Annotated in this window: 15 protein-coding genes; 11 read left to right on the top strand and 4 right to left on the bottom strand. The window is 36.3% G+C overall.

Going from position 1 to position 15641, the window contains the following annotated elements; translation table 11 throughout:
* Positions 1 to 35 precede the first annotated feature (35 nt).
* A complete protein-coding gene (locus tag ACQW5G_RS02260; protein WP_429971457.1) occupies positions 36 to 182 on the bottom strand; it encodes a hypothetical protein in 147 nt (48 codons plus the stop codon).
* A 190-nt stretch (positions 183 to 372) separates the two neighbouring features.
* Between ACQW5G_RS02260 and ACQW5G_RS02255 the strand changes: the two genes are divergently transcribed.
* Together ACQW5G_RS02255 and ACQW5G_RS02250 are read left to right on the top strand one after the other, a co-directional pair.
* Positions 373 to 1740 (top strand): amino acid permease, encoded by a 1368-nt coding sequence (locus ACQW5G_RS02255; RefSeq protein ID WP_429971456.1) that lies wholly within the window; start codon positions 373 to 375, stop codon positions 1738 to 1740.
* A 96-nt stretch (positions 1741 to 1836) separates the two neighbouring features.
* Positions 1837 to 2781 carry an NAD(P)H-dependent flavin oxidoreductase gene (locus ACQW5G_RS02250; RefSeq protein ID WP_429971455.1) on the top strand — a complete coding sequence of 315 codons (945 nt, stop codon included), beginning with the start codon at positions 1837 to 1839 and terminating at the stop codon, positions 2779 to 2781.
* A 177-nt stretch (positions 2782 to 2958) separates the two neighbouring features.
* Here the strand turns inward: ACQW5G_RS02250 and ACQW5G_RS02245 are convergent, their stop codons facing one another.
* The 3 genes from ACQW5G_RS02245 to ACQW5G_RS02235 all read right to left on the bottom strand — a co-directional run bounded on the left by ACQW5G_RS02245 (position 2959) and on the right by ACQW5G_RS02235 (position 6474).
* On the bottom strand, positions 2959 to 4281 hold the full coding sequence (locus ACQW5G_RS02245; RefSeq protein WP_429971454.1) for an APC family permease: 1323 nt from the start codon (positions 4279 to 4281) through the stop codon (positions 2959 to 2961).
* 265 nt (positions 4282 to 4546) lie between these two features.
* Positions 4547 to 5806 (bottom strand): GTPase HflX, encoded by a 1260-nt coding sequence (gene hflX / locus ACQW5G_RS02240; RefSeq protein ID WP_429971453.1) that lies wholly within the window; start codon positions 5804 to 5806, stop codon positions 4547 to 4549.
* Positions 5807 to 5814: 8 nt separating this feature from the next.
* Positions 5815 to 6474, bottom strand: a complete 660-nt coding sequence (locus ACQW5G_RS02235) for a histidine phosphatase family protein (RefSeq protein WP_429971452.1) — start codon at positions 6472 to 6474, stop codon at positions 5815 to 5817.
* A gap of 123 nt (positions 6475 to 6597) precedes the next feature.
* On the opposite strand from ACQW5G_RS02235, the gene helD reads away from it, so the two are divergent.
* The 9 genes from helD to ACQW5G_RS02190 all read left to right on the top strand — a co-directional run bounded on the left by helD (position 6598) and on the right by ACQW5G_RS02190 (position 15640).
* Positions 6598 to 8907, top strand: coding sequence for an RNA polymerase recycling motor HelD (gene helD / locus ACQW5G_RS02230; protein ID WP_429971451.1), 2310 nt, complete (start codon positions 6598 to 6600; stop codon positions 8905 to 8907).
* Between the two features lie 2 nt (positions 8908 to 8909).
* On the top strand, positions 8910 to 9824 hold the full coding sequence (gene coaA / locus ACQW5G_RS02225) for a type I pantothenate kinase (RefSeq protein WP_429971449.1): 915 nt from the start codon (positions 8910 to 8912) through the stop codon (positions 9822 to 9824).
* A gap of 116 nt (positions 9825 to 9940) precedes the next feature.
* Positions 9941 to 10369 carry a CopY/TcrY family copper transport repressor gene (locus ACQW5G_RS02220; RefSeq protein ID WP_429971448.1) on the top strand — a complete coding sequence of 143 codons (429 nt, stop codon included), beginning with the start codon at positions 9941 to 9943 and terminating at the stop codon, positions 10367 to 10369.
* Positions 10370 to 10374: 5 nt separating this feature from the next.
* Entirely contained in the window at positions 10375 to 12501 is a 2127-nt protein-coding gene (locus ACQW5G_RS02215; protein ID WP_429971447.1) for a copper-translocating P-type ATPase, read from the top strand.
* 49 nt (positions 12502 to 12550) lie between these two features.
* The gene (locus tag ACQW5G_RS02210) at positions 12551 to 12856 is read left to right on the top strand and encodes a hypothetical protein (protein WP_429971446.1); all 306 of its coding nucleotides are present in this window, start codon (positions 12551 to 12553) and stop codon (positions 12854 to 12856) included.
* 132 nt (positions 12857 to 12988) lie between these two features.
* Positions 12989 to 13429, top strand: a complete 441-nt coding sequence (locus ACQW5G_RS02205) for a helix-turn-helix domain-containing protein (protein ID WP_429971445.1) — start codon at positions 12989 to 12991, stop codon at positions 13427 to 13429.
* Between the two features lie 119 nt (positions 13430 to 13548).
* Positions 13549 to 14439: an RluA family pseudouridine synthase gene (locus ACQW5G_RS02200; protein WP_429971444.1), complete on the top strand. Its 891-nt coding sequence runs from the start codon at positions 13549 to 13551 to the stop codon at positions 14437 to 14439.
* Entirely contained in the window at positions 14439 to 15185 is a 747-nt protein-coding gene (locus ACQW5G_RS02195) for a DUF1003 domain-containing protein (RefSeq protein WP_429971443.1), read from the top strand. Before ACQW5G_RS02200 ends, ACQW5G_RS02195 begins: the two co-directional genes overlap by 1 nt.
* 41 nt (positions 15186 to 15226) lie before the next feature.
* Positions 15227 to 15640: a hypothetical protein gene (locus ACQW5G_RS02190; RefSeq protein ID WP_429971442.1), complete on the top strand. Its 414-nt coding sequence runs from the start codon at positions 15227 to 15229 to the stop codon at positions 15638 to 15640.
* Position 15641: the final 1 nt, after the last annotated feature.

Genomic DNA, 15641 nt, shown 5'->3' with positions numbered 1-15641 from the left:
AAAACGAAATCGGATAATTCCGGTTTCGTTTTTTATTAACAATTGTTAAATTGTCTGACAATTTGAATTTTATTTTCACTTACTTTTTGTTGCTGATGTTCGGTATATAATTTTAAACCTAAAAGTGCTACAAAGATAAGTATAAAGGCAATCCAAAGGATAATCTTGCGTAATTTTTCCATGAAATAAAATCTCCTTTTTGCTATTGTATCATGTAAAACTGAATGGCAATTAGTTGACTGACAAAAAAATAGTTGTTACTATTGTCGAGATGATATTAAGGATTTTTTAATAAATAAATAATTAATTGTCCCGCCGCCAAACCGACATGATTTGAAGTGAGACATTTTTTATTTGCGAAAGGTGATGTATATGACTGAAAAGAATCAAGCAACTGATAACGATTTATCACGAGGATTAACTTCTCGACACGTTCAGATGATTGCGATTGGGGGAGCCATTGGTACTGGATTGTTCCTGGGCTCTGGTACTGCAATTAAATCAGCTGGTCCAGCGTTGATCCTAGCATACTTGATTACAGGTATCTTTTCATACCTTATGATGCGTGCTGTTGGTGAGTTATTACTATCAAACACTAAGCTCCATTCATTTATCGATTTTGTCCGTGAATACTTAGGAAACAAATGGGAGTTTGCGATTGGTTGGGCTTACTGGTTAAGTTGGGCCAGTTTAGCAATGGCTGATTTAACGGCTTCCGGTATTTACCTTAGATTCTGGTTCCCACAATTACCGCAATGGGTTACACCATTAATCGTAGTTGCAATCCTTGTTGGATTTAACTTGGTTAACGTGGCTTGGTTCGGTGAACTTGAATCAGCATTCTCAAGTATTAAGATTTTTGCAATTATGGCATTAATCGTGGCCGGAATTGGAATGATTGCGGTTGGTTTCCATACACAAGGAAACACAGCTTCACTTACTAATTTAGTAAGTCACGGTGGTTTCTTTGCAACTGGTGGAATTGGTTTCATACTTGCTTTCCCAATGGTTATCTTTGCCTTTACTGGTATTGAAATGGTTGGTTTGACTGCTGGTGAAACTAAGAGTCCTGAAAAGGATATTCCTAAAGCAATTAACTCTGTGCCACTTAGAATTCTCTTGTTCTACGTTGGTTCAATGATTGTAATTATGTCAGTTTACCCTTGGAATGAAATTAATGCTAACCAATCACCATTCGTTCAAGTGTTCTCTGGTTTAGGAATTGGCTATGCAGCTAACATTATTAACTTTGTTGTTTTAACTTCTGCATTGTCAGCTGCCAATTCAGCAATTTTCTCAACTTCAAGAACCTTGTTTATCTTAGGTAAGAGTGGGCATGCACCTAAATCATTTGCTAAACTTTCAAAATCTAACGTGCCTTACGTTGGTATTTTATTCTCAGCAATTGTTTTCTTAGGAATTGTATTGTTAAACTACTTCTACCCAAGTCAGATTTTCGTGCTTGTTACTGGAGTTGCAACTATTAGTTTTATCTTTGTATGGATCATCATTATGTTAACTCATATTAAATACAAGAGAACTAATCCAAACCCTCATGACAAGTTCAAGATGCCGTTATTCCCAGCATCAAGTTACTTAACTATTTTGTTCTATCTAGCTGTCTTAGTTGTATTAATGTTCAATGCTGAAACTCGGGTTTCTGTCATTGCAACTGTCATCTTCTTTGTAGCTATGATTGTGGGTTACGTAATTTACGAACGTAAACGAGAAGCTAAATAATTAATTGAAAATACCACTGATTGAAACCAATCAGTGGTATTTTTTGGCAGTTGCGTTATAATTTTTATTACTAATAGTAAGTGAAAGGCTAACGAAATGAATAATAGAGTAACTGAAATATTAAAAACTAAATATCCTTTAATCCAAGCGCCAATGAATTGGTTAACCGATTCAAAACTAGTTTCTGCAGTTTCGAATGCTGGTGGATTAGGTAGCTTTGGACCTAACGCGGGAAGAGATTCTTTAGAGCAAGATTCAATGACGGTTATGAGAAACCAAATTCGTGAGGCTCAACGATTAACGGATAACCCCTTTGCAATGACAGTGGGGCTTAATCCACAAGGTGAAGATCAAACTTATGCCCATAAAATTTTAACTAATGCTTTAGCAGAGAACGTTAAATATTTCATTGTTGGTGGGGAACCTGATGCTAGTATTTATCGGGAAATCAAGGATACTGGGGCAATTTTGATTGCTAGAAGTTATAATCCCACCCCTAAAGAAGCTAAACTACAAGAACAATTAGGGGCTGATATTATTGTTGCTACTGGATATGATGAAGGTGGAGTAATACCCACTAAAGGGAATGGGACGTTTACAACTATTCCTAGAATTGTAGATGCAGTTTCAGTTCCAGTAATGGCAGCCGGCGGAATTACTGATGTACGAGGCATTCGTGCAGCTGCAGCTCTTGGAGCAGAAGGCTTTTTCATTGGAAGTAGCTTTATTGTGACTAAAGAAAGTCGGGCTGCTATGAATGCTAAACAAAAGATTATTGACTCAACGGTCGAAGATATGGTGTTAGTTGCGCCCCAACAACGTTCAATTAGAAATGCTAAAATGGATGAACTAGCAAAACAATTCTATGATGGAAGTCATGATACTTTTATAAAAACTCGTAAAATGGGTGGCACAAAGACAGCTATGTTAGATGGAAAACTAGCTGATGGTGAAATTTCGATTAATACTGGAATTGATCAAATTACCGATATTCCAAGCGTAAAACAATTAATTCAGCGCTTCATGCAAGATTACCAATAATAACTAGCTTGTTTTATAAGTTATTAGCTCTCTCAGACTAATTAAAAGAGTTAACTGAGTAATTATTCATTAATCAATAAAAATGTCTTATACGTTAATTAAAAACACATATAAACGTTACTTAAATGAAACTAACAAAATACCCCTCAGAATTTTTATTCTGAGGGGTATTTTTAATTATTTACGTTTTTTAGTTTGGTAATAGAAGACTGGCACACCTAATGCAACGATTCCAAGTGAAGTACATACACCAATTGGATCTGACATAACTTCTGAGATTAACACGAAAAGTGAACCTAAGATAGCTACGATAGGAGTGATTGGGAATAGAGGAACTGAGAATTCACGTTTGATACCTGGGTTACGTTTTCTAAGTAAGAAAACTCCAACAAAGGCCATTACATAGAAACAGTAAATCGTGAAGATACAAAGTTCTGATAGACGATCAGCACTACCTAGACAAATCATTACAGCAGCAATGAAGATAACTACGAAGATTGAGAAAATCGGAGTTCTAGTCTTGGGGTTCAAGTATGAAAGGGTCTTTGAGAATGGTAATTGTTTTCTTTCGGCCATAGCGTACATGATACGTGGGAAAGTCATAATCTTACCGTTCATACAACCGATGATGGAAATAATAATTCCGATACTGATGATCTTACCACCAATTTGACCGAAGTCTTTATTAGCAATGTAAGGAATAGCAGCAGTACCTAATTCATGCACTTTTTCAGGTCCGATACTCTTTAAAACCCCGTAAGCAACTAATACATAGATAGCTAATACAGAAAGAATACCAAATGAGATCGCTTGTGGAAGCACTTTACGAGGGTTCTTAACTTCTCCACCCAGGTTAGCAATTAAAATCCAACCATCGAAGGCGAATAAAGTAGCAAGCATGGCAACCCCGAAACCACCAGTAGTTGAGTGAATTCCTTTAATAGTTTGACCTAAAGCATCGGCATGACCGAAGAATAAACCAAAGATAATTAAAGCAGCCACTGGAACTAACTTACAAGCAGTAGTGATTAACGCAAAACTAGCACCGTATTTGTTAGGGAAGATATTTAAAATTCCAACACAGATGATACTTCCTAAAGCCATTGGAATGTTCCACATTGGATCAGTGTGGAAGAAGGCTGAAGTTAAGATTGCTAGGAATGAACCTAAAGCGGCAATCATAGCGGGACCGTACACGATGATTTGTACCCATCCAGAAAGGAAACCCCAAAGTTCATTGTACATTTCTTCCATATAGGCGTATAAACCACCAGTGCTAGGAATTTGTGAAGCAGCTTCAGCAATTGTAAGCCCAGCAGCAAGGGTTAAAATACCACCAGCAATCCATGCTAAGATAGCAGCTTTGGCTGAACCGGCATCGTTAATAACGGCAGCTTGACGAACAAACACACCACCACCAATGATAGTTCCGATAACTAAGGCTAAGGCTGCGGGCAACCCAAGCGCTCGGTTTAAAGTAACGTCGTCTTGATTTTTCATATTCTTTCCTCCTAAAAAATAAAAGCGTCTCTGACAAATTAATGTCAAGGACGCTTTCACGCGGTTCCACCCAGATTCTTCTACAAAACGGGTAGAAGCACTTTTTAATTATTTATAAGTTGATATTTAAAGCGGCTAAATAAGTTGTGACATCCGTATTCCAGAATACAACGGACTCTCTAAGACACATTACTTAAATTTCATCTTTAATTTATGTGTTTATTGTACATTCATAATATACACGTGTCAACTGTAATTGTAACTTTTATACAAGATATTTTTCGTAACGTTTAGCATCTGGTTCAGGAAGTTCCACGGTTAGTTTAGTGCCAGCTTCTGTATAATCCGTAGCCTTAACGTCAAACTTACTGTTAAAAGTTGAAACGACTTCACCTTTATCAAAAGGAATCAAGAATGTTTTTGTAACGTAATTTTTGAAAAGTTTTTCAGTGATTACATCAGTTAATAAATCAATTGATTTAGGATCTAAGGCTGAGATGATTAAGTTGTCACCTTCGCGAGCTGGGTAATTAGCCCCAGCTAAATCAGCTTTGTTGAAAACTTTGATCATTGGAAGATCAGGGACACCGATTTCTTTCAAAGTTTCTTCAGTGGTTTGCATCATTAATTGTTGGTCTGGATCAGAATAATCAATGACTTGGATTAATAAATCAGCCCCAGCAGCTTCAGCTAGAGTCGACTTAAAAGCTTGAACTAGTTGATGGGGAAGTTTGCTAACAAATCCAACTGTATCTGAAAGTAAGAATTGCTTGTTATCAGGTAGGTGTAAATCTCTGACACTGGTATCAAGCGTAGCAAAAAGCATGTTTTTAACAAAAACTTGTTTTTCGTCGTTTTCACCAAATTTAGCAACCATTTGGTTCATGATCGTAGATTTACCGGCATTAGTATAACCAACTAAAGCAACCGTTGGAATTTTATTTTCTTTACGCCGCTTACTTTGAGTTTCATATGATTTATCAATTTCTTTTAATTCACGCCGAACATGATCAATTTGATGTTCGATAGTACGACGGTTTAATTCGATTTTAGTTTCACCGGAACCACGGTTAGCGAGACCACCACCAGCAGATTGTTGGTCAAGTCGTTGACTGGCACTAGTTCTTAAACGGGGAAGTTGATATTTTAGCTTGGCCATTTGGACTTGAAGTTTAGCTTCACGAGTTTGAGCTCGATTAGCGAAAATTTCCAAGATTAAACCAGTACGGTCAATCACAGTGGCACCAGTTGAAGCTTCCATATTACGAATTTGACTAGGACTAAGTTCATCGTTGGCAACAATGACTTCAGCGCCAGTAGTTTCCACTAATTGAGCTAAAAATTCAATTTTTCCTTTACCAAAGTAAGCTCGACCATCAGGATGATCAAGCTTTTGGGTAACTGTTTCGATGTTTTTCATGTTGTTTGCAGCAACTAAGTTTTTTAATTCTTCCATAGAATAATCAAAGTCTTGGTTGTTGATGTTTAAACCAATTGTAATAACTGGGGTTAATTCTTTTTCCATATTGCTCCTTATGAGTCTAAATTATCTACTTGATTGTAGTATTCAACACGGTATTCGCCATCTTCATAGACGAGCTTAGTAATACTACCATTTAAAATACGATCAGTGATGTCAATATCACTGAATTTGCTGACAATACTTCTAATTAAAGTTCCGTGAGCAGCAACTAAAATGTTATCACCAGGTTGTGCCATAGTAACGATTTCATCCATTCCGGGTTGAACACGAGCCCAAAATTCTTGATCATTTTCGGCTTCACCGTAAGGATCAGCATCCGCAATCATATCACGAGTGCGTTCAATCGAAAACATTTTAATCATATCTGAATAATCAGCTGCGCCACTTGGTCCACCAATCATGTTCCAAGCTTGCGAAGCATCGTTACCTTCAAAGTAACCAAAGTTTTCTTCCCGTAATGACATTTTTTGTACTGGTTCGTGAATATCACCCGGATTAGCTTTTAAAATAATCCGAGCAGTACGACTAGCACGCTTAGTATCACTACTATAAGCTTGGTCAAATTTAATCTTTGAAAGAGCTCTTCCTGCTGCTTGAGCATCCATCACACCCTTATCAGTAAGGTCTGAATCAGCCCAACCTTGAATTCGGCGATAGTGGTTAAGATGAGTTTGTCCGTGACGAACAAAATATAAATTAATTCCAGTCATTGTATTTTCCTCCGTACATTGTGCTTTTAGCTAAATTCTACCATATATCGGTCCGTTATTATCGTGTTTACGTTTGGGGTGTGATAGAATTATTAGTCGAGTTAAACGTCCAGGAGGTGCAACATGACTGAGTTAGAAAATATTAAAGCATATGAACAAAAACACCTAAACTTTGTCCGTGAAAAAATCGGAAAAGCGAAGGATAAGTTAACTAAAACAATTGCAAAGGCCAAGAAAGGCCAAAAAAACATTGAAAAAGATTTTTACAATGATGTACGGGTTAAAACCAGTACATACGGTGGTTTAATTGAAACTGGGGTTTCCGTTCGGCAACAACAACAAATGTTGATGCAAAAAGAAAACCGGTGGCAAACTGCTACTCGTGATATGGAAACTTTGGATAAACTAGACAAGAACGCTTATTTTGCCCGCGTTGATATTCAAGAAGCCCAAAATGATCCTGAAAAGATTTATATTGGATTAGCTTCGTTTACCGATCCCGATAACCCTGATGATTATTTAATCTATGATTGGCGTGCTCCGATTAGTAGTGTTTACTATGATAGTGGAGTGGGTGAAATGACTTATGAAGCACCAATGGGTAAGCAAACAGTTGATGTTTCATTAAAACGGGAAATTCAAATCAAAGATGGAATCGTTAAAAATGTGTTAGATACTGATGAAGCCGTTGGTGATCCAGTTTTACTAGAAAACTTAAGTCATCAATCAGCTACCAAAATGAAAAGTATCGTAGCAACCATTCAACAAGAACAAAATGCGATTATTCGTGATACCAAATCAGACTTGCTCTTTGTGCAAGGGGTGGCTGGTTCTGGTAAAACAGCGGCCGTCTTACAACGGGTAGCTTACTTGCTTTACCGTTACCGTGGTAATTTGAATCCAGGACAACTAATCTTATTCTCACCTAACCAATTATTTAATGATTATATTAACCAAGTTTTACCTGAATTAGGGGAACAAAACATGGTGCAAATGACTTATTACCAATTTATGAGTCGACGGGTGCCACATCTTGAAGTGGAAACTTTACAGGAACGGTTTGAAGAAGCTTTAGATCCGAAACAACAAAACGTGAATAACTTTAAGAACAGTCTTGATTTCTTTAATGTCGTAAATAATTACGGAAAGAGCTTGAATAAACATAATATTCAATTTAAGAACATTATGTTTAAAGGCAAAGTCTTCATTTCCAAAGAAAAAATCAAAGAAATTTACTACAGTTTTAACGAAAATTACACTTTGAGAACCAGATTGGAAGCAACCAATGATGCACTCGTTAAGATTTTAAACGGTCACATTGGGAGTGAAATGAAAGAACGTTGGGTCGAAGAAACTATCGAAGGTCTTTCAAAAGAACAACTCAAGTTACTTTATTCTAAATATGGTGACAAGATTGGTGATAGCGATAAAGAATACAAATTCTTAGCAAAACGAATCGTCAAGAGTGCGTTTAAACCCGTCTTAATGCAAATTAAGAAACACCGTTACTTCAGTATTAACCGTCAATTTGCTCATTTCTTACAAAGTGTCCCTAAGATGAATGATCTCAGTAAGTGGGGAATTACAGACGAAGATTGGAAGAAAAATACTGAAACGACTATCGAACGTTTCAAAGATGGCAAGATTAGTATGAGTGATGTTTCAATCTACCTCTACCTCTTTGATTTAGTTACTGGAAAACGTCCTGACTTACAAATGCGTTATCTTTTTGTTGATGAAGTGCAAGATTATACGCCATTCCAATTAGCCTATTTGAAGTGGAATTATCCAAGAGCTAAATTCACTTTATTAGGTGACTTGAATCAAGCAATTTTTACCCGCCAAAACAGTCATACCATCATGGATGACTTGAAGACGATGTTTGATCCCGAAAAGATTAGGGTTATTAAATTATTAAAATCATATCGTTCAACGATGGAAATTACGGACTTTAGTAAGTACTTGATTCCAGATGGAAAAGATATTGAAGCCTTTGCTCGTAAGGGACCCAAACCAGTTATCTCTGAAGTTGCATCTGAAGCTAAAGGAATTGAACTGGTCGAAAAAATTGTGAAGGCTAACAATGCCGCTAACGAAACCACTGCGATTATTGGAAAAACATTAGCAGAGTGTCGAAAAGTCGCTGAGTTATTAAAAGCTAATGATATCAAAGCCACTTTAATTCAAACTGAAAATCAACGCTTGGTTAAAGGGGTAATTGTGGTTCCAGCTTATCTAGCTAAGGGACTTGAATTTGATGCCGTTGTAATGTGGGATGGTTCTGCTAAAAACTACCCAACTGATTTAGATGATAAATTAGTTTACACCATCTGTACTCGGGCTATGCACAGTCTTGATATTGTTTCAATTGGCGAAATGTCTCCAATTTTTGCTAATGAACCTAAGGATGAATACCAACTCGTTAAGGAGTAATTATGAATAACTTTTATTCGTATGATAAAGCTACGTGGGAGCAGTTCTATCCTACTAATTTAAATCCAATTACCTTAGCGGATTTAGAAAATTTAAAAGCCTTTAATGATAAAGTTTCTTTGGATGATGTTACGAAAGTGTACATGCCATTAGTGCATTTAATTAGTGAAGCGATGGAAAGCTATCGGCAATGGCAAGATAAAAAGAGTGATTTTTTACACCGTGAGGCAGTCAAAGTTCCTTTTATTGTGGGGATTTCTGGAAGTGTAGCAGTCGGTAAATCAACTACGGCACGACTTTTGAAGTATCTATTTGATTATTTATTGCCTAATCGGAAGACGCAGTTGATTACGACGGATGGATTTTTGTATTCTACGGCTGAATTAAAAGCAAAGGGCATTCTGGAACGCAAAGGATTTCCTGAAAGTTATGATATGGGCGCCTTGATTAATTTTTTAGTCCAGGTCAAAGAAGGAAAAAGTGGTGTGAAAGCTCCAGTTTATTCGCATCAAGTCTATGATATTGTGCCGGATGATTTTCAAATGATTAATAATCCTGATATTTTGATTATTGAAGGGATTAATGCTTTACAAATTCCTGAAGGACAAAATATCTATATTAGTGATTTTACTGATTTTTCAATCTATATTGATGCGGATGCTAATCTGATTGAAGATTGGTTCCTGAATCGTTTCCAACAATTATTGAAGACGGCATTCAAAGATCCAGATAATTATTTCTATCGTTATACCCAATATACTGATGCAGAAGCATTGGAGATGGCTCGGCATACTTGGGATACGATTAATTTACCAAATCTGAATGAATATATCCTTCCCACTCGAGACCGGGCAAATGTGATTATTCATAAGAGTCAGCAACACATGATTGATCAAATTTATTTACGTAAATATTAAAATGAAGTTCTTAGCCAGTTGGTTAAGAACTTTTTTGATACTTTTTAGTTGTAAAATTTACAACTGTAAATTATAATTAACTTGTATTTACAAATGTAAACGAAAGCGTACATGAAATGGAAAATAACATTGAAATGATTACCGGGGCAGAATGGAATGTGATGCGGATTATTTGGTCACTTGATTCAGCTTCTACTAATACAATTATTGAAAAACTCCAAAATGAGTCAGATTGGAAAGCTTCTACGATTAAAACTTTGCTGGGTCGGTTAGTGAAAAAAGGATTCTTAGCAAGTGATAAAGAAGGACGACAGTTCGTTTATCATGCTTTGATTCCAGAACAAACTGCCATGAATCAAAGCGCCGAAGACTTGTTCAGTCATTTATGTAGTATGAAACGCGGACAAACGTTGATTGATTTGGTTGATAAAACTGAAATGACGAAGCGTGACTTAGCGGAATTACAAAAATTGATTACGGAAAAAATTAAGACAGCACCTGAAAAAGTGGATTGTAACTGTTTACCAGACGGAAATTGTCATTAGGAGGAATGAAAATGGATATGAATGATAAAAATATGAACATGGATCATATGGATATGAGCAAGCATGACCATATGCAAATGGATCATGGAAACATGAATCACGATATGCACATGAAGATGGATCACGGAATGAAAATGAATGATGGGCAAATGATGGATATGGGTGGCGGCCACATGATGCATATGGGTAATTTCAAACGCCGCTTTTGGATTTCTTTAATTTTAGCTTTACCAATTCTCTTACTTTCACCATTTATGGGAATTGTCTTACCATTCCAAATTAGTTTTCCCGGTTCACAATGGGTAGTTTTGATTCTGGCAACCATTTTATTCTTCTATGGTGGGGAACCGTTCTTTAGTGGAGCTAAAATGGAACTCAAAGCTAAGGCACCCGCTATGATGACTTTGATTACCATGGGGATTAGTGTGGCATATGTCTACAGTGTTTATTCATTTATTATGAATACGTTTGTTAATAAACATGGCATGGTAATGAACTTCTTCTGGGAATTAGCTAGTTTGATTGTCATTATGTTGCTCGGTCATTGGATTGAAATGAATGCGGTGATGAGTGCTGGAAATGCCGTTAAGAAAATGGCAGCTTTGTTACCTAATACTGCCCATTTAATTCAAAGCGATGGATCAACCAAAAATGTACCTTTAAGTGATTTAAAGACTGGAGAAGAAGTACTAGTTCAAGCAGGTGAAAAAATCCCCACTGATGGAGTGGTTGTCAAGGGTACAAGTGCCGTCAATGAAGCCTTAGTAACTGGTGAATCAAAAGCGGTCACTAAGACCGTTAACAGTAAAGTGATTGGTGGATCAGTCAACGGTGATGGTGCTTTAACCGTTAAAGTTACTGCTACTGGAAAAGATGGGTACTTAGCTCAAGTAATTAAGCTAGTATCTGATGCGCAAAAAGAAAAATCTAAAGCCGAAACTTTAGCTGATAAAGTGTCACGTTGGTTATTCTATAGTGCCTTAACCATTGGGATTATTGCATTGATTGTTTGGACAATTGTCAGTGGCTTGAGTTATGGACTTGAACGCATGGTAACAGTTTTAGTTATCGCCTGTCCTCATGCTTTAGGATTAGCTATTCCGTTGGTAATTGCTCGGAGTACCTCACTTGCTGCGCAAAACGGATTGTTAATTCGGAATCGTCAAGCAATTGAAAGCGTTAAGAAACTTTCTTATGTCTTTATGGATAAGACTGGTACTTTAACCGAAGGAGTTTTCAACGTTAATGCTTTGGAAACAACCTCTGATTTAGATAAGAATCAAATTTTACAAATTTTGGCTGACTTGGAATTGAATTCTAGTCATCCTTTAGCAGTTGGAATTTTGCACGCTGCTAAAAAAGCTAATTTAACTCCGATGGCTGCTGAAAATGTACAAATTATTCAAGGAGTTGGGTTAAAAGGAACTGTAAACGGCAAAGATTATGAAATTGTAACTGCTAGTTACCTTAAATCTCACAATTTAAATTATGACCAATCTCAATTTGATCAACTCGCTAGCCAAGGAAATTCAATTAGTTACTTGATTAGTGATAACCAAGTGCTAGGTTTAGTTGCTCAAGGGGATGTCATTCGTCCAGAATCATTTAATTTAATTAAACATCTTCGGGCAATGCATATTGAACCAGTCATGCTAACTGGTGATAATGATTTAGCTGCTAAACGAGTAGCACATGAATTAGGCGACATTCAATATCAAGCTCAACTTTTACCTGGTCAAAAAGAAGAAATTATCAAGGAATACCAAGCAAAGGGCGACGTAGTTATGATGGTTGGAGATGGAGTAAATGACGCTCCTAGTCTTTCACGAGCTAATATTGGGGTTGCGATTGGTGCTGGGACTGACGTAGCAATTGACTCTGCAGATGTTGTGCTAGTTAAGAGCGATCCAGAAGATATTGTTGATTTCATCGAACTTGCCAAAGCTACGAACCGTAAGATGGTCCAAAACCTTTGGTGGGGTGCTGGATATAATATTATTGCGATGCCATTAGCTGCTGGAATTTTAGCTCCCGTAGGAATCGTTTTATCACCAGCCGTTGGTGCGATTATCATGTCACTTTCAACAATTATTGTGGCAATTAATGCTTTAACATTGCATATGCGTAAATAATGGTTAAAATTGAGTTATAACAATAATTTAAAACGATAGGTGAATGATTATGACAAACAAAGTATACGAAGAAACATTGAAATTAGCTGAAAATGCTGGACTTGAAGTTAAAAAAGGCAGTAATGACGCTGATGTAATGGGTACCATCGATGATGCTGGTAGCTTACAACAATGTGCTAAAGTTGTTGCTCAAGGTGATGATGCGGTAGCTGTCCGTGCTTTTACTAACTACCTTTCAGATACTGGAATGGTAATTTCAAAAGACTGGAACGATACTAAAGAACACGAATACAAAAAAGCAGACGATGCTTACAACTACTTAATTACTTCTGGTTTAATTAATGACCAAGCTTAATTAGTTTGAATTAACTCTCCAACGGATGTTGGGGAGTTTTTTTATTGGTAAATAACGTTGATATATCAACGTTGGAAACATCTTTCTATTGCTTATTTATCTAAATCCACATAATCTATGAGAATAAAGTAAATGAGAAAGAGAGATGTTATGAATTTTACGGATGTTTTAAAAACTAAACGAACCGATCAAAAATTAACTCAACAACAATTAGCTGATAAAATGATGATTTCTAGTAAAACTATTTCAAATTGGGAAAATGGAAAAACACTACCGGATTTAGATAATTTAATTCAACTTTCTAAGATTTTGAATATATCATTAGATTATTTGTTGAGCGAGGATACAAGGTTGAGTGAAGATATGCGAAAGAGTGCTGAATTAAAGGAAACAAAGAAATTAATTAACTGGACTACGATTACGGATATATTGTTTTTAGCAATTGAAATTAGTTTATATTTTAGCCATGTTGAATCTATAATTGTAATTATACTAACTAATTTAGCATTATTTAGTAATTTGTTTTTGGAAATTTGGCTAGTAAATAAATATAAAAAATTAGAAAATGAATAAATAAAATACCTATCATAAAGATAGGTATTTTTTTATTGCCATAAATTGGTTCTGTTGTGAGGACCCCTGCAGTTTGATAAGATTGAGGTAACAAAAATACATAAACGATGGAGGAAACAATGCGAGTTGAATGGAAAAACGACGATCAAAAACCTTTGTCATTAAAGAAATTAGTGACTAATCATGGAGTTAGTCATCGGATGTACAGTACCTTAAAAGAAACTCCGAATAGTTTCATGGTTAATGGAAAAACGATTGAACCAAGTCGTGAGATTGAAGCTAATGAAACCGTGACCGTGAATTTTCCCCCTGAAGCAGAAGATCCAGCAGTAGCGGTTAGTCATGAGCCACTTGATATTTTGTATGAAGACGATAATTGGCTAGTGGTTAATAAACCAGCTGGATTAACGTCTGTGCCAGGGCCCGCTAATTCGACGGATACCTTAGTTAATCGCATTAAAGGACATTTAATTGATGAACAAGCGATTGATTTGCGTCCGCATATTATTACGCGTTTGGATCGGTTTACAAGTGGAGTAGTCTTAGTGGCCAAAAATCGACTCGCTAATAGTTATGCTAATCAAGCCTTAGCTGATAAAACGATTGATAAACGTTACTTGGCAATTGTTGATGGTCAGCTACCAAATGATCATGTCATGATTGATTTACCCATTGGACGAGTTGATGACCATTTATATCGGGAAGTAACCGAGAGTGGTAAGGCTTCACAAACTGAATATTGGGTTAAAGAACGGTTGACACATGCGACGGTGATTGAAGTGAAATTACATACTGGACGAACTCACCAAATTCGCGTGCATCTGACTCACAGTGGTCATCCACTATTAGGCGATGAACTTTATCATGGGCCAATGCAACTCGGTATTCAACGACAAGCATTGCATGCCTATCGTTTAAGTTTTACTGATCCATTTCAAAATCAAAAATTAAATTTTGTAGCGCCAATTCCAACTGACATGCAAACGGTAATTGAGGAAGGAGAAGCTTAATGGCAATTAATTATAAGAAGACTTGTTATATTGATCATAAAGAATTTCCAATGAATGAAGGAAAATTATTTAAAAACATTGCGTCACCAATTCGTAAAATGATTCGCATAAAGTATCCGAAAATCCAAAATACGGATTTCGTTTGTAATCGTGACATTTTGTACTATGAATTACGACACGTTGATAATTTAATTCAAAATGATGATAAGAAAATCAACAAGCTTGATCGTAAGTTGACCAAGACCATGGATAATAATGAATTTGAAATCACTGATGTGAATGATGTCATGAAACACAGTTTGACGTTTGGTCAACGAGTTTCTGATGGAGTAGCACGTTTTGGTGGTAGTTGGACATTTATTTTTATCTTTGTGGGAATTTTAGTTCTTTGGATGTTACTAAATAGTCTCGAATTATTTGGCATTCACTTTGATAAATACCCATTCATTCTTTTGAATTTATTTCTTAGTTGTGTGGCCGCTATTCAAGCCCCAATCATCATGATGAGTCAAAACCGTTCAGCTGATTTAGATCGCATGAACGCTGAAAATGATTATCACGTTAACTTGAAATCAGAGCAAGAATTACGGATTTTACATGCTAAGCTTGATTTACTGTCTCGTGAACAAGTTCCTCATGATATGGACATTGCTCGTATTCAATTACGAATGATTGGTGAATTGCAACGTGAAGTGAACGGACTTCGTAAAGATATTAGCGAATTAAAAGAAAATCAATCGCATTAATATGCTAAAATAACCTTAATAACTATTTAGGAGGAAACTCAGTGGAAGAAAACATTAAGTTAGGCTCAAAAGCGTTCGACAAAATGATGTTTACCTTGGCAGAACCAGTTACGGAAGCCAATCATGATAAATTTCATTTTGAAGATTATGAAATGATGGAAATTGCTCCCAAAATTTGGGCAATGCCAGTATATATGACTGAAGACGATGATTTTACATTGTTCTTTATCATTACCAAAATTGATACAGGGGAAACTGTGATGGCATTTTCTCAAGGAGTATCAGAACTTGATGGCGATTTTAATCTTAGCCAACCAATGAATACTGGAGCTGGATTAAACCTCTTAGATAAACACGATAATCAACGAGCTAAGGCAGTTTTAAACTACTTAGATCAACTCGAAAAAGATGACAAAGGTGCCTGGCGCATCGTAGCAGATAATAAGGAGAATTAAC

It is taken from the genome of Fructilactobacillus sp. Tb1 (assembly GCF_050500285.1).
In the GTDB taxonomy this organism is placed as follows: domain Bacteria; phylum Bacillota; class Bacilli; order Lactobacillales; family Lactobacillaceae; genus Fructilactobacillus.
The sequence above is the reverse complement of the archived record's forward strand: the minus strand, read 5'-3'. Positions and strand labels throughout refer to the sequence as shown.

Coding starts and splice junctions, on each gene's coding strand:
- ACQW5G_RS02260 (WP_429971457.1), bottom strand. CDS start 182: ATGGAAAAATTACGCAAGATTATCCTTTGGATTGCCTTTATACTTATC.
- ACQW5G_RS02255 (WP_429971456.1), top strand. CDS start 373: ATGACTGAAAAGAATCAAGCAACTGATAACGATTTATCACGAGGATTA.
- ACQW5G_RS02250 (WP_429971455.1), top strand. CDS start 1,837: ATGAATAATAGAGTAACTGAAATATTAAAAACTAAATATCCTTTAATC.
- ACQW5G_RS02245 (WP_429971454.1), bottom strand. CDS start 4,281: ATGAAAAATCAAGACGACGTTACTTTAAACCGAGCGCTTGGGTTGCCC.
- hflX (WP_429971453.1), bottom strand. CDS start 5,806: ATGGAAAAAGAATTAACCCCAGTTATTACAATTGGTTTAAACATCAAC.
- ACQW5G_RS02235 (WP_429971452.1), bottom strand. CDS start 6,474: ATGACTGGAATTAATTTATATTTTGTTCGTCACGGACAAACTCATCTT.
- helD (WP_429971451.1), top strand. CDS start 6,598: ATGACTGAGTTAGAAAATATTAAAGCATATGAACAAAAACACCTAAAC.
- coaA (WP_429971449.1), top strand. CDS start 8,910: ATGAATAACTTTTATTCGTATGATAAAGCTACGTGGGAGCAGTTCTAT.
- ACQW5G_RS02220 (WP_429971448.1), top strand. CDS start 9,941: ATGGAAAATAACATTGAAATGATTACCGGGGCAGAATGGAATGTGATG.
- ACQW5G_RS02215 (WP_429971447.1), top strand. CDS start 10,375: ATGAAAATGGATATGAATGATAAAAATATGAACATGGATCATATGGAT.
- ACQW5G_RS02210 (WP_429971446.1), top strand. CDS start 12,551: ATGACAAACAAAGTATACGAAGAAACATTGAAATTAGCTGAAAATGCT.
- ACQW5G_RS02205 (WP_429971445.1), top strand. CDS start 12,989: ATGAGAAAGAGAGATGTTATGAATTTTACGGATGTTTTAAAAACTAAA.
- ACQW5G_RS02200 (WP_429971444.1), top strand. CDS start 13,549: ATGCGAGTTGAATGGAAAAACGACGATCAAAAACCTTTGTCATTAAAG.
- ACQW5G_RS02195 (WP_429971443.1), top strand. CDS start 14,439: ATGGCAATTAATTATAAGAAGACTTGTTATATTGATCATAAAGAATTT.